Source organism: Neisseria yangbaofengii, assembly GCF_014898075.1.
Classification (GTDB): domain Bacteria; phylum Pseudomonadota; class Gammaproteobacteria; order Burkholderiales; family Neisseriaceae; genus Neisseria; species Neisseria yangbaofengii.
On the sequence record NZ_CP062976.1, the window covers coordinates 372,325 to 384,962 of the forward strand.

At 48.1% G+C, this 12,638-nt stretch carries 16 protein-coding genes and 1 pseudogene; 15 read left to right on the forward strand and 2 right to left on the reverse strand.

What is annotated here, in order from left to right; all coding sequences use genetic code 11:
- Positions 1-31: 31 nt before the first annotated feature.
- Together H4O27_RS01985 and H4O27_RS01990 are read right to left on the reverse strand one after the other, a co-directional pair.
- A complete protein-coding gene (locus H4O27_RS01985) occupies positions 32-232 on the reverse strand; it encodes an oxidoreductase-like domain-containing protein (protein ID WP_165006731.1) in 201 nt (66 codons plus the stop codon).
- Positions 210-443 carry an RNA-binding S4 domain-containing protein gene (locus tag H4O27_RS01990; protein WP_165006727.1) on the reverse strand — a complete coding sequence of 78 codons (234 nt, stop codon included), beginning with the start codon at positions 441-443 and terminating at the stop codon, positions 210-212. Before H4O27_RS01990 ends, H4O27_RS01985 begins: the two co-directional genes overlap by 23 nt.
- 134 nt (positions 444-577) lie before the next feature.
- On the opposite strand from H4O27_RS01990, the gene H4O27_RS01995 reads away from it, so the two are divergent.
- From H4O27_RS01995 to H4O27_RS02065, 15 genes and pseudogenes are all read left to right on the forward strand, one after another.
- A complete protein-coding gene (locus tag H4O27_RS01995) occupies positions 578-766 on the forward strand; it encodes a YgaP family membrane protein (protein ID WP_165006724.1) in 189 nt (62 codons plus the stop codon).
- Between the two features lie 30 nt (positions 767-796).
- Positions 797-1,333: a rhodanese family protein gene (locus H4O27_RS02000; RefSeq protein WP_165006721.1), complete on the forward strand. Its 537-nt coding sequence runs from the start codon at positions 797-799 to the stop codon at positions 1,331-1,333.
- Positions 1,334-1,387: 54 nt separating this feature from the next.
- Complete coding sequence (locus H4O27_RS02005; RefSeq protein WP_193004315.1) at positions 1,388-1,684, forward strand: ArsR/SmtB family transcription factor; 297 nt, start codon at positions 1,388-1,390, stop codon at positions 1,682-1,684.
- Between the two features lie 106 nt (positions 1,685-1,790).
- Positions 1,791-5,225, forward strand: a complete 3,435-nt coding sequence (dnaE, locus tag H4O27_RS02010; protein ID WP_165006718.1) for a DNA polymerase III subunit alpha — start codon at positions 1,791-1,793, stop codon at positions 5,223-5,225.
- Between the two features lie 173 nt (positions 5,226-5,398).
- Positions 5,399-6,277 (forward strand): transporter, encoded by an 879-nt coding sequence (locus H4O27_RS02015; protein ID WP_165006715.1) that lies wholly within the window; start codon positions 5,399-5,401, stop codon positions 6,275-6,277.
- Positions 6,278-6,317: 40 nt separating this feature from the next.
- Positions 6,318-6,743 carry a wall-associated protein precursor gene (locus H4O27_RS02020; protein WP_226883416.1) on the forward strand — a complete coding sequence of 142 codons (426 nt, stop codon included), beginning with the start codon at positions 6,318-6,320 and terminating at the stop codon, positions 6,741-6,743.
- A 43-nt stretch (positions 6,744-6,786) separates the two neighbouring features.
- On the forward strand, positions 6,787-7,035 hold the full coding sequence (locus tag H4O27_RS02025; RefSeq protein WP_165006712.1) for a hypothetical protein: 249 nt from the start codon (positions 6,787-6,789) through the stop codon (positions 7,033-7,035).
- 326 nt (positions 7,036-7,361) lie between these two features.
- The gene (locus tag H4O27_RS02030; RefSeq protein WP_165006709.1) at positions 7,362-7,742 is read left to right on the forward strand and encodes a hypothetical protein; all 381 of its coding nucleotides are present in this window, start codon (positions 7,362-7,364) and stop codon (positions 7,740-7,742) included.
- A 62-nt stretch (positions 7,743-7,804) separates the two neighbouring features.
- On the forward strand, positions 7,805-8,122 hold the full coding sequence (locus H4O27_RS12915; protein ID WP_226883417.1) for a hypothetical protein: 318 nt from the start codon (positions 7,805-7,807) through the stop codon (positions 8,120-8,122).
- Positions 8,123-8,239: 117 nt separating this feature from the next.
- Positions 8,240-8,689, forward strand: coding sequence for a class IIb bacteriocin, lactobin A/cerein 7B family (locus H4O27_RS02040; protein ID WP_165006706.1), 450 nt, complete (start codon positions 8,240-8,242; stop codon positions 8,687-8,689).
- 53 nt (positions 8,690-8,742) lie between these two features.
- Positions 8,743-9,021, forward strand: a complete 279-nt coding sequence (locus H4O27_RS02045; protein ID WP_165006703.1) for a hypothetical protein — start codon at positions 8,743-8,745, stop codon at positions 9,019-9,021.
- An 84-nt stretch (positions 9,022-9,105) separates the two neighbouring features.
- Positions 9,106-9,358 (forward strand): annotated as a pseudogene (locus H4O27_RS02050) (meta-pathway of phenol degradation family protein); the annotation flags it as partial.
- 41 nt (positions 9,359-9,399) lie between these two features.
- Positions 9,400-9,876, forward strand: coding sequence for a hypothetical protein (locus H4O27_RS02055; RefSeq protein ID WP_165006701.1), 477 nt, complete (start codon positions 9,400-9,402; stop codon positions 9,874-9,876).
- Between the two features lie 493 nt (positions 9,877-10,369).
- Positions 10,370-11,014: a C39 family peptidase gene (locus H4O27_RS02060; protein WP_165006698.1), complete on the forward strand. Its 645-nt coding sequence runs from the start codon at positions 10,370-10,372 to the stop codon at positions 11,012-11,014.
- A 238-nt stretch (positions 11,015-11,252) separates the two neighbouring features.
- Positions 11,253-12,638: a GntP family permease gene (locus H4O27_RS02065; protein ID WP_165006695.1), complete on the forward strand. Its 1,386-nt coding sequence runs from the start codon at positions 11,253-11,255 to the stop codon at positions 12,636-12,638.

Consider the following 12,638-nt stretch of genomic DNA (forward strand, 5'->3'; position numbering starts at 1 on the left):
ATCGGTCAGGCCGTCTGAAAAAGAGCGGATACTATTTTCCTTCTGATAAATTTAGGCTTTGCAGCTTTTTCTGCTGCGCATCGTAGCGTGCTTTTTCATCCCAATAAATGGTTTGGATACATGCATCACCGCAATCGCTGCCGCAGCATTCCCAACTTTCGGGGCGCACGGGTTCATCAAGCAGCGGCTCGCCCAATAATGCTTCGGCCTTAGTCTTCCGGGTCGTATCCATCTGCAATGTCCAATACCGCACCGTTAAACTCAATCACTTCGCCGCCGCGGATTTTAGCGGTTTTGCGGGTTTCCACTTCTCCGTTGCGCAACACCGCACCTTCGGCGATGAAGGTTTTTGCTTGCCCGCCGCTTTCGGTCAGTCCGGCCAGCTTGAGCAGGTCGCATAGGGCGATGTATTCGTTGTCTTCGAGATAGACGGTGGCTTCCATGTTGATGTTCCTAAATTGAGTGCGTTTATTGTATCACAGGCCGTCTGAAAATTTTTCAGACGGCCTTGACAAGTGCCGTTCATCATATTATATTTTTAATACATTTAAAAAACTTAATATAAAAGGAGTAAAATATGAAACGCAATGTCGGCGGTATCGACCGTGCCGTCCGTATTATTTTGGGCTTGGCTTTAATCATCGCTGCGGTCACCGGTAATATCGGTTGGTGGGGTTGGCTGGGTGTGTTGGTGTTGGCTAGCGGTGTCTTTTCATTTTGCGGGTTGTATAGTTTGCTCGGGGTGAATACTTGTCCGCGTAAATAGGCTGTTTGGCCGTCTGAAAAAGGTAAAGTGATGAACATTCAAACCCTTTCTGCCCAAGAAGTGCGGCAGAAATTAGCTGGCGGCGCAGTATTGATTGATGTGCGCGGCACAGCCGAATACGCACGCGAACACATCGACGGCGCAGTTAATGTGCCGCTGGATAAACTGGCGGCAGAGAGTTTACCCGTCGCCGATACGCTGGTGTTTCATTGCCAATCCGGTATGCGCACGGCGCAAAATGCAGCAGCATTGCAACAAGCCTCGCAGGGCAAAACCGCCTATATTTTGGAACACGGCATACAGGGCTGGAAAGCGGGCGGGTTTGATACCGTTATCAACCGCAGCCGGCCGCTTGATTTGATGCGCCAAGTGCAAATCGGTGCAGGCTTGCTGGCGTTGTCGGGTGCGTTGGGCGGCTGGCTGGTGTCGCCGTGGCTGTATTTATTGTGCGGTATGGTCGGCGCAGGTCTGCTGTTGGCAGGGTTGACCGGATTTTGCGGCATGGCACGGTTGCTTATGCTGATGCCGTGGAACCAAAGTTTGCGCCAACAGGCAAAATCAAGCTGATGCGGCCGGCATTGTGATAAAATATGAGGCAATGCCTTTTATCTAAGCAACATCATGAATCTTGAAAATGCTCCCTATGCCGAAGCGGCCGGCTTTTTGAAACTGCTCGCCAATCCCAACCGCTTGGCCGTGTTGTGCAACCTGCACGCAGAGCGCCGCAACGTTACTGAGTTGGCGCAAATCACCGGTTTGCCGCAAGCCGCTATGTCGAGCCAGTTGGCTTTGCTGCGTGAAGCCGGTTTGGTCAGTTGCGAAGTCAACCATCGCGAAAGGCTTTACTACATTGCCGATGAGCGTGTGGGTAAAATGATTGAATTGCTGTATTCGTTTTATTGTGCCGAATCCGAATAATCGGTCAAGCCAAAAGGCCGTCTGAAAATATTTTTCAGACGGCCTTTGATGTTTCAAACCCTGCTACAATACTGCTTTAGTTTGACTTTTCTGCAAGATTTTTTTTATGACTCAACCGACCTACATCCCCCTGCGCCTGCATACGGAATTTTCGATTACCGACGGTATGGTGCGGATTAAAAAGCTGGTGTCCAAAGCGGCGGAATACGGTTTGCCGGCGCTGGGCGTGAGTGATTTGATGAACCAATTCGGCTTGGTGAAATTCTACAAAGCCTGCCGTGGCGCGGGCATTAAGCCGATTGGCGGTGCGGATGTCCGGATTGAAAACCCTGAAGCGCCTGAAAAGCCGTTTCGCGCAATGTTGATTATCCGCAACGATGCCGGCTATCTGCGATTGAGTGAACTCTTAACCGCCTCCTATGTCGGCAAAGACCGCAATGTCGACCATGCCGAATTGCGCCAAAGCTGGTTGGCCGAAGGCGACAACAGCGGCCTGATTTGTTTGTCGGGCGCGCATTACGGCGAAGTGGGCGTGAACTTGTTAAACGGCCGTCCCGAAGCGGCCAAAGCCGCTGCGCAAAAATATGCGGCATGGTTTCCAAACGCGTTTTATCTGGAATTGCAACGTCTGCCGGAACGTCCCGAATGGGAAACCGCCGTATCGGGCAGCGTGGCCTTGGCGGAAGAACTCGATTTGCCGGTGGTGGCGACACACCCGACCCAATTCATGAGCCGCGATGACTTCAATGCCCACGAAACGCGCGTGTGCGTGGCGGGCGGCTGGGTGTTGAGCGACAAAAAGCGCCCGCGTGAATTTTCGCCTAGCCAATATTTCATCGAGCCGCAGGAGATGGCGGCGCGTTTTGCTGATTTGCCAGAAGCGTTGGAAAATACGGTGGAAATTGCCAAACGCTGCAACCTGCACATCACGCTGGGTAAAAACTTCCTGCCCGATTTTCCGACGCCGGAAGGCATGACCTTGGACGACTATTTACGGGTGTTGTCTAACGAAGGCCTGCAAGAGCGCATGGTTCAGCTTTATCCTGACGAAGCCGAGCGGGCGGAAAAAATGCCGGAATATCAGGCGCGTTTGGATTTTGAGTTGAATATCATCATTCAGATGGGCTTCCCCGGCTACTTCCTGATCGTACAAGACTTCATCAACTGGGCGAAAAACAACGGCTGTCCGGTGGGGCCGGGTCGCGGTTCGGGTGCGGGTTCTCTGGTGGCGTATTCCTTGAAGATTACCGACCTTGATCCGTTGAAATATGCCTTGTTGTTCGAGCGTTTCTTGAATCCTGAGCGTGTGTCGATGCCCGACTTCGACGTCGATTTCTGCCAAGCCAACCGCGGCCGCGTGATTGAATACGTGCGTGCAAAATATGGTGCGGAAGCGGTAAGCCAGATTGTGACTTTCGGCACCATGTCGTCCAAGGCGGTGATTCGCGATGTGGGGCGGGTATTGGAATTGCCGTTTATGCTGTGCGACCGCCTGTCGAAACTGATTCCGCTGGAAGCCAACAAGCCTTTGAGCCTGGATAAGGCGATGGAGGCCGAGCCGCAAATCGGCGAACTGATTGCTGCGGAAGAAGCACAAGAATTGATTGAATTGGCGAAAAAGTTGGAAGACTTAACGCGCGGATTGGGCATGCATGCAGGCGGCGTGTTGATTGCGCCGGGTAAAATTTCCGATTTCAGTCCCGTGTATCAGGCCGACGAATCGGCATCGCCCGTGTCGATGTATGACAAAGGCGACGTGGAAGACGTGGGCTTGGTGAAGTTCGACTTCTTGGGTTTGCGCAACCTGACCATTATCGAAATGGCGCAAAATAACATCAAAAATACCAGCGGCGACATTGTTGATGTCAGCGCCATTCCGTTGGACGACCAAGCTGCCTATCAGATTTTCCGCGATGCCAACACGACCGCCGTGTTCCAGTTTGAATCGACCGGCATGAAAAAAATGCTGAAAACGGCCCACACGACCAAGTTTGAAGAATTGATTGCCTTCGTGTCGCTCTACCGCCCGGGCCCGATGGATAACATTCCCGATTTCGTCGCGCGTATGAAAGGCGAGCCGTTTGAATACATTCACCCGATGCTGGCCGAGATTCTCGAGCCGACTTACGGCATTATGGTGTATCAAGAGCAGGTGATGCAGGCTGCGCAGATTATCGGCGGCTACTCGCTCGGCGGTGCGGATTTATTGCGGCGTGCCATGGGTAAGAAAAAGCCCGAAGAAATGGTCAAACACCGCGAGATTTTCGCCGAAGGTGCGGCCAAACAAGGCATTTCGCGCGAAAAATCCGACCAGATTTTCAACTACATGGAAAAATTCGCCGGCTACGGTTTCAACAAATCGCATGCCGCCGCCTACGCGCTGATTTCGTATCAAACCGCCTGGCTTAAAGCGCATTATCCGGCCGAATTTATGGCGGCGACCATGTCGTCTGAATTGGATAATACCGATCAGATCAAGCATTTTTATGATGACAGCCGCGCCAACGGTTTGACCTTCCTGCCGCCGGACATCAATGAATCGGATTACCGCTTCACGCCGTATCCCGACCGTAAAATCCGCTATGCCTTGGGTGCAATTAAAGGCACCGGCGAAGCGGCGGTGGAATCGATTATTGCTGCGCGGGAGGCGGGCGGTAAATTTACCGGGCTGCTCGATTTCTGTGAGCGCGTCGGCAAAGAACACATGAACCGCCGCACGATCGAAGCCTTAATCCGCGGCGGCGCGTTTGACAGCATCGACCCTAACCGCGCCATGTTGCTGGCCAACATCGATTTGGCGATGGGCAATGCCGACCAAAAAGCAGCCAATGCCAATCAGGGCGGTTTGTTCGACATGATGGACGATGCCATCGAGCCGGTAAAATTAGTCGATGTGCCGATGTGGAGCGAATCGGAAAAGCTCGCCGAAGAAAAAACCGTCATCGGTTTTTATCTGTCCGGCCATCCGTTCGGCCCTTACGCCGAAGAAGTGCGCAAAATCGCACCGGCGAAATTAGGCCGTCTGAAACCGCAAGACAGCGTGCGCTTGGCCGGATTTGTCACATCGGTGCGCACCATGATGGGCAAGCGCGGCAAACTGGCGTTTGTGACGCTGGAAGACTTGAGCGGCCAAATCGAAATCATGGTCAGCGGCCAAACTTTGGAACAATGCGCCGGTATTTTGAAAGCCGACCAAGTGTTGATTATCGAATCGAAAGTCAGCCGCGACGATTATGGCGGCGGCGAAGGCTTACGCATCATGGCCAACCAAGTCATGACCCTGCAAATGGCGCGTGAAAACTACGCCCGCAGCCTCAGCCTGCATCTCAGTCCTGGACACGACATCGCCAAGCTCGCCGCCATACTTGCCGCCGCGCGCCTGCCTGACACGCAGTATATTCCGCTTTCCCTGTCATACAGCAACGACCAAGCTTCAGGCCGTCTGAAAATTTCTTCAAAATGGAGTGTAACCGCCAGTGCCGCATTGTTTGAGGAATTGGAAAAACAGTTGGGTAACCGAGCCGTAAGCGTGAATTGGTAGATGATTGAATCGCAGAAAAACGATTTGAAAATCCAAGCAAGGCCGTCTGAAATTTTCAGACGGCTTTTTTTATGGCTCCAAACCTTGATAAAGAAACAAATGAAAATAACTTGCAAAAAAAGAAAAATAGCTGATGGTAAAATTGCCTTGCTGGAGAAAATTTAGTTAAATTTATGAAAAATATATATTTTATTCCATTTTGCATATTTCCGTTAGCAGCCTATGCCGACCTACCATTAAGCATCGAAGAAATCCTTACCGATAAAGGCAAGCTGAAGCTGGAAGCGTCTGTTGGCTATGTCAACAGCGAAAGCCGCAACACCGAACTGGCCGCTCCCGTCTATATCCAAACCGGCAGCGCAACCTTTATCCCCATACCCACCGAATTGCAGGAAAACAGCCGAAACAGCGACCTGCTCATCGGCACTCTTGGCCTGCGTTACGGCTTGACCGGCAACACAGACCTTTACGGCAATGCCGGCTATATTTGGCATGAAGAGCGTGGCTTTGACGGCGAAACCGCCCAAAGCAGCAAAAGCCGCGACAGCAAGCTTTCCGACGTATCGCTCGGCATCAGCCACACCTTTTTGAAAGACGATAAAAATCCCGCCCTGATCGGTTTTATCGAAGGCACTGCCTACGAAAAATCACGCGGCAAAGCATCATCGGGCAAGTCATGGCTCATCGGCGCGACCACCTACAAAGCCATCGATCCCGTCGTCCTCTCGCTGACCGCCGCCTACCGCTTCAACGGAAGCAAAACCCTTTCAGACGGCCTCAAATACAAAGCAGGCAACTACTGGCTGATCAACCCCAACCTGTCCTTTGCCGCCAACGACCGCATCAGCTTTACCGGCGGCATCCAATGGCTCGGCACGCAGCCTGACCGCCTCGACGGACAAAAAGAATCCGCCAGAAACACATCCACTTACGCCCAACTGGGCGCAGGCTACGGTTTTTCCAAAGCCACGTCGCTGAACGCAACCGCACGTTTCAATATCTCGGGGCAAAGCAGTTCAGAGATGAAGCTGGGTGTGCAGCATACGTTTTGACGGGCATTTTTTAACCGCTGTAACTTAAAGGAGTAGTAAAATGAAAAAGCAATTTTCAGCCGCCATGATGATTATTGTCATGCTTGCTTCCCCTGTGATGGCGCAAGGCGTAGGCAAGCAGGAATTTGAAGCGAAAGTGTTTGACGTTCAGGCAGACAAGCCGTTGCAGTTGGCGGAATTGTCGAAGCAGGAGATGAAAGAGACCGAAGGGGCGGCAATTTGGTTTGCGCCTGCAATTGCGGCAGGTGCACGATTTGCATTGACTGGATTTACGAGACATGGGTTAAACCAAGCTATTTCTCGTGGTGGTGTAGGTGTTTCCAATAGAGCGATTCTAAGCACTATGCGTAATCCTACGAAAATTACGACGCAATCAGGAGGAAGAACTCGTTTTACAGGACCTAATGGAGGTGTTGTGTTAAATAACCAAGGTAAGGTAATTACTACTTGGGGTAAACCTCGTTGAATAGAAAAGGGGCTATGCCCCTTTCTTAACATAGGAAATAAATATGCAAATAAAGAGTGAAATTATTAAATTAATATCTGAAAAAATTGACGGGCAGCCATATGCTTCTTTGGAAAACTTAGCCTTGTTTGTTTTACAGCAAAAACTGTTACATAACTTGATTACAACAGAAGAGAAGCAGGTGCTTATTAATGATTTCCTATCAGATTATCTCGAATTTGATCCGGAGACAGATGAGCCTGTTGGGAAGACAAATAAAATAGAAACAATGATAGATTTTTTACTTAATTGAAAATGAACTTATCGTAGCCAGTGCAGCAAGCGTAGATTGGGTCAAGACCCAATGTAATCCTATGATTTACGGGTAGAGCCCGTAGGTACGGTTAGCCGCCCCAAGCGGCGTAACCGTACAGCATCCTGTCGGGTTTAATGTATATTTTCCAAGTCGTTAGAATGTTAAAAATTGAGTGTACGGTTGCGCCGCTGGTAAAAATGTAAATATTACCAGATATATAGGAAAGGAATCTATTGGTATGGTAAGCCACGTTAGTTAAACAACAATCATTTGAAAAGTGAGCAATATGTTCAATATATTTGCTCACTTTTACGGAGATAAAAATGTCTTTTGGTTACCTTGTATTAACACAAAACCCTTGTCCCGGGTTAACCAAAATCCGAGAAGGAGCTTTTTCCCTTATAACAATACAAGATGGCTGGTATGCTTATTTTAGATTTTGTGAGAACGATTTTTATACGAAGAGAAATGGAGAAGGGGAATCGGAAATAACTAAAGTAGGTATTGAATTTCTAAAATGCATAGGCCAAACAAATCCGAAAAAATTTATTTTTTCTGACGTAATTTTGAAGCATAGGGAGGGAGAAACTGATTTTATCAAGCTTGCTTTAAAGCAAATTCGAGAGAAAGATGTCTCGGTTTTGAATATTAAAAAAGATTTAAAATTCGTTTTACGAGATTTTTATTTTATTGAAATGAAGTAAATTATTAGTAAGTGTTGGTTGGACCAAGATCCAACATGATTCTATAAGTTTGTGGAGAATAAATGAAACCAAAAGAAAAAATTTGGCGAACCGAACACCAGGGCATCGATATTATGGTAAAAAACGTTTGGGATTTTGAATCTACGCGCGAAGAAATCCTTATTAACGGTAAGCCGGTACATTACAGAGAAATACCGATGGGAGAAGCCTCGTTGAAATCAATCGCGGGGCTGCGTATGGATTATGTGGAAAACGGTACGGAAATCACGGTAAAGATCGGCAGTGCATGGCACTTGTGTGGCATGGCTTGCCAGATTTTGATTAACGGTAAACATTATTACGGCAACCGTATTGTGCTGTTTGCTGATAAGAGCCCGTAGGTACGGTTAACCGCTTGGGGCGGCTAACCGTACCTACGATACTGAGAACTGGGCGTGCAGCATGTGTTTTGACGGGGCATTTTTTAACTTTTGTAACCTAAGTGAAGGAATAATAAGATGAAAAAACAGATTTCCGCCGCCGTGATGATTTTTGCCATGATTGCTTCGCCCGTAATGGCGCAAAGCTTGGACAAGCAGGCATTTGAAGCGAAAGTGTTTGACGTTCAGGCAGACAAACCGTTGCAGTTGGCGGAATTGTCGAAGCAGGAGATGAAAGAGACCGAAGGGGCGGTTGCGCCTTGGGTAGTTGGCGGTGCTATTGGTGGATTAGCCGGTGGTGCAGGTTATGCTTGGGGTGCCTATCGTGGACATTACAAATGGGATAACGCTAAATTTGCAGGAAATGTAGCTAGTGGAGCGGTAATTGGCGGTTCATTTGGTACAGCAGGAGCCATTACTAGTGGCGGAGCCAAATTTATTCCAAGTCTTACAAATGCCGGCGCAAATGTATGGCGAGTTAATAGTGCCATTGCCAATAATGGTGCTAATCGTGTTTGGCGCAGATAACTAACTTGCAAGAGATGACGAACATCATTCGTCATCTCTTTAGGAATGCAACAATGTCTGATTTATTGGCAGCCATTTTAGGTCATCTGTCTGCAAAATATAGTCAAAAGAAAGTAAGCAAATTTGCATTATCTTTTGCCGCTGCAATTTTTTTCTTTTGTGGGTACTTCGTTGTGGATATACTTAATGTTGTAAAAGATGGGAATAATCTTGGCTTTGAATTTTTTAGTATTCTAATAAGAGATCTGGTTTTGTTTTCTGCTGTATTATTCCTGATTTGTTATATTTTTTTATGGTGTGTCGAAAAAATAGAGCAACGAATAAAAAAATAGTAAGCGTAGGTTGGGTTGAGACCCAACATAATTCTAATCATTTAGGGTTTTTGTCGGGATTGTAACCCAACCTGTCTACTATTTCTCATTAACTTTAATGTAGCCTTTGCCGCCAACGACAGCATCAGCTTTACCGGCGGTATCCAATGGTTCGGCACGCAGCCCGACCGCCTCAACGGACAAAAAGAATCCGCCAGAAACACATCCACTTACTTACGCCCAACTGGGTGCAGGCTACGGTTTTTCCAAAGCCACGTCGTTAAACGCATCCGCACGTTTCAACATCTCAGGTCAGAGCAGCGCCGAACTGAAACTGGGCGTGCAGCATACGTTTTGACGGGGCATTTTTTAACTACTGTAACTTAAAGGAGTAGTAAAATGAAAAAGCAGATTTCCGCCGCCATGATGATTTTTACCATGATTGCTGCGCCGTCAATGGCGCAAAGCATGGACAAGCAGGCATTTGAAACGCAAGTGTTTGAAGTGCAACCAGACAAGCCGTTGCAGTTGGCGGAATTGTCGAAGCAGGAGATGAAGGAGACAGAGGGGGCTTTGGCACCGTTTGTGCTGGGTGCATTAATTGGGGGTAATATTAGTGCATGGAGCAATCACGGAGTAAGCTACTATCGTACCGGACAACCTGCTTCTACCCGTAGTACACTAGCAGCTGTAGGAGGGGGGATGGTGGGTGGTGGATATACTAACGCTATGCTGCGTGGTGCAGGTATTTCAACCAAAACTTTTGCTAAGGAAGCATGGAGGAATGGAAATGCAGTGCCCAATACTATTATTCGTGCTAATGCGTTTGGATTAAATCAATCTTCAAGTGCGGCATTGGGTAAGCATAAAAGATAATTTATGGAAGATAACTTTCTTATTTATTTATTATCAGGGATATTTGGTGGTGGGTTAGCCAAATATATTGTTGAAAATAACCGAACGATAAAAGTTCCGCCTGTCTTGCTGTATGCCATATGTTTTTCATTGTTATACAGTATAACTGTTGGTTTTTTTACTATCGTCTACTTATTAAAAGGATATGAGATTGCATGGAAAGGTATCGGTATTTTCAGTATGTCGGTCAGTTTTGTTATCAGTATTTGTATCTATTTTCTAGATAAGATTAGGTGTAGTAAAAAATAACAAAACGATAATAATTTATTGATCAAGGTTGTCATGCTGACTATAGCAAAGGCAGGTTGAACCTTGACCCAACATTATCCTAATCATTTACGGTTTTGTTAGGTTTGTTCCCAACCTACCTGCTGCCTTGCGATATCTTAGATTCGGAAAAGGCCGTCTGAAAATATTGGTTTGATTTTTCAGACGGCCTTGCTTAAAGGAAAATATGATGAAGCTCTGTCTTTTACTCTGTTTATACCTGCTTCTGCCGATGATCCATGCCGCGCCGATGCCGCATGAGAATCCTTTGGCTTACGGAAAAATCAAGGTACAGAGCTGGAAAGAAAAGCGCGATTTCAATATCGTCAAACAGGATTTGGATTTTTCCTGCGGCGCGGCTTCGGTGGCCACGTTGTTGAACAATTTTTACGGGCAGAAGCTGACGGAAGAGGAAGTGCTCGAGAAAATGGACAAAACGCGTGAGCGGGCTTCTTTTGATGATATGCAGCGGATTATGCCGGACTTTGGTTTTGAAGCTAAGGGCTACGCTTTGACGTTTGAGCAGTTGACGGCTTTGAAAATTCCGGTGATTGTGTATCTGAAATACCGTAAAGACGACCATTTTTCGGTATTGCGCGGTGTTTCTGATGATACGGTTTTGCTGGCTGATCCGTCATTAGGGCACATTTCGATGAGTCGTGCCCAGTTTCTTGATGCATGGCAGACTCGGCAAGGGAAATTAACGGGTAAAATTTTGGCAATCGTTCCAAGTGGCTCAAATATTCAAAATAATGCGGAATTTTTCACGCGTACACCTCGAAGGCAGACTGAACTGGCGGTAATGCAATTAAAAAGTAGGCCGGTTGAGTAACGATTGTCATAGGGTATGGGTAAGCCTTCAGGCCGTCTGAAAAGGTATTTTCAGACGGCCTTTTCATTTGATATGAATCATAAAATTGATATTTGGTTGAAATATTTCATTTTGAAAAATAAATGCTTATTGATACGGAATTTTATCTAGTAAAATTACAGGTCTAATATGTGCTAAGGTAGCGTTAACAACTGATGCATTGTGTATGTTTGCTTAAATTTGATTGAAAGGGTTCCCAATGGAAAATTGGACGCAGACGCTCAGCACCGGCAGCTTGCTCGGCATTGCAGCGGCAGCGATTTTGCTGATTTTGGTCATGATTGTGAAATTTCGCATTCATGCTTTGGTGACGTTGGTATTGGTCAGTCTGCTGACGGCGATTGCCACCGGCTTGCCGACGGGCAATATTGTCAATGACGTGTTGGTGAAAAATTTCGGCGGCACGCTCGGCAGTGTGGCCCTGTTGGTGGGCTTGGGTGCGATGCTCGGCCGCTTGGTGGAAACATCTGGCGGTGCGCAATCATTGGCTGATGCCCTGATCCGCATGTTCGGCGAGAAACGCGCACCGTTTGCTTTGGGCGTGGCTTCGTTGATTTTCGGTTTCCCGATTTTTTTCGATGCCGGCTTGATGGTGATGCTGCCGATTGTATTTGCGACCGCACGCCGTATGAAAGCGACCGTGTTGCCGTATGCAATGGCGTCGATTGGTGCGTTTTCGGTGATGCACGTTTTCCTGCCGCCGCATCCGGGCCCGATTGCCGCTTCTGAATTTTACGGTGCCAACATCGGCTATGTGTTGCTGATCGGTTTGCCGATTGCGGTGATCACTTGGTATTTCAGCGGTTATTTGTGGGGGCGGATTTTAGGCCGTAAGTTTGATGTGCCGGTGCCGGATTTCTTGAGTGGCGGCGCACAAGACAACGATACGCCGAAAGATCCTGCTAAAGCTTCAACCATTATCGGCATTATGCTGATTCCGATGTTGCTGATTTTCTTGAATACCGGCTTGGCTACCTTAATCAGCGAACAAGTCGTCAGCGCCGATGAAACTTGGGCGCAAGCATTGAGCATGATTGGTTCGACACCGGTTGCCCTGCTCATTTCCGTATTGGTGGCTCTGTATGTGTTGGGTCGCAAGCGCGGTGAAAAAGCCACGGCCTTGGAAAAAACCATCGACGGTGCGTTGGGGCCGGTGTGTTCGGTGATTCTGATTACCGGCGCGGGCGGTATGTTCGGCGGCGTATTGCGTGCGTCGGGCATCGGTAAAGCCTTGGCCGACAGCATGGCCGATTTGGGTATTCCGGTGTTGCTGGGCTGCTTCTTGGTGGCTTTGGCGTTGCGTATCGCACAAGGTTCTGCTACGGTGGCTTTAACCACTGCCGCAGCCTTGATGGCACCTGCGGTGACGGCAGCCGGTTTCAGCGATTGGCAATTGGCTTGTGTGGTGTTGGCTACGGCAGCCGGTTCTGTCGGTTGCAGCCACTTTAACGATTCCGGTTTCTGGCTGGTCGGCCGCTTGTTGAATATGGATGTACCAACCACCCTGAAAACGTGGACAGTCAACCAAACCCTGATTGCCTTGATTGGTTTTGCTTTATCGGCATTGGTCTTTGCCATCGTTTAA

What these genes read in the sequence shown, in the direction of transcription:
- H4O27_RS01985 (WP_165006731.1), bottom strand. Translation starts at nt 232, where the DNA reads ATGGATACGACCCGGAAGACTAAGGCCGAAGCATTATTGGGCGAGCCG.
- H4O27_RS01990 (WP_165006727.1), bottom strand. Translation starts at nt 443, where the DNA reads ATGGAAGCCACCGTCTATCTCGAAGACAACGAATACATCGCCCTATGC.
- H4O27_RS01995 (WP_165006724.1), top strand. Translation starts at nt 578, where the DNA reads ATGAAACGCAATGTCGGCGGTATCGACCGTGCCGTCCGTATTATTTTG.
- H4O27_RS02000 (WP_165006721.1), top strand. Translation starts at nt 797, where the DNA reads ATGAACATTCAAACCCTTTCTGCCCAAGAAGTGCGGCAGAAATTAGCT.
- H4O27_RS02005 (WP_193004315.1), top strand. Translation starts at nt 1,388, where the DNA reads ATGAATCTTGAAAATGCTCCCTATGCCGAAGCGGCCGGCTTTTTGAAA.
- dnaE (WP_165006718.1), top strand. Translation starts at nt 1,791, where the DNA reads ATGACTCAACCGACCTACATCCCCCTGCGCCTGCATACGGAATTTTCG.
- H4O27_RS02015 (WP_165006715.1), top strand. Translation starts at nt 5,399, where the DNA reads ATGAAAAATATATATTTTATTCCATTTTGCATATTTCCGTTAGCAGCC.
- H4O27_RS02020 (WP_226883416.1), top strand. Translation starts at nt 6,318, where the DNA reads ATGAAAAAGCAATTTTCAGCCGCCATGATGATTATTGTCATGCTTGCT.
- H4O27_RS02025 (WP_165006712.1), top strand. Translation starts at nt 6,787, where the DNA reads ATGCAAATAAAGAGTGAAATTATTAAATTAATATCTGAAAAAATTGAC.
- H4O27_RS02030 (WP_165006709.1), top strand. Translation starts at nt 7,362, where the DNA reads ATGTCTTTTGGTTACCTTGTATTAACACAAAACCCTTGTCCCGGGTTA.
- H4O27_RS12915 (WP_226883417.1), top strand. Translation starts at nt 7,805, where the DNA reads ATGAAACCAAAAGAAAAAATTTGGCGAACCGAACACCAGGGCATCGAT.
- H4O27_RS02040 (WP_165006706.1), top strand. Translation starts at nt 8,240, where the DNA reads ATGAAAAAACAGATTTCCGCCGCCGTGATGATTTTTGCCATGATTGCT.
- H4O27_RS02045 (WP_165006703.1), top strand. Translation starts at nt 8,743, where the DNA reads ATGTCTGATTTATTGGCAGCCATTTTAGGTCATCTGTCTGCAAAATAT.
- H4O27_RS02055 (WP_165006701.1), top strand. Translation starts at nt 9,400, where the DNA reads ATGAAAAAGCAGATTTCCGCCGCCATGATGATTTTTACCATGATTGCT.
- H4O27_RS02060 (WP_165006698.1), top strand. Translation starts at nt 10,370, where the DNA reads ATGATGAAGCTCTGTCTTTTACTCTGTTTATACCTGCTTCTGCCGATG.
- H4O27_RS02065 (WP_165006695.1), top strand. Translation starts at nt 11,253, where the DNA reads ATGGAAAATTGGACGCAGACGCTCAGCACCGGCAGCTTGCTCGGCATT.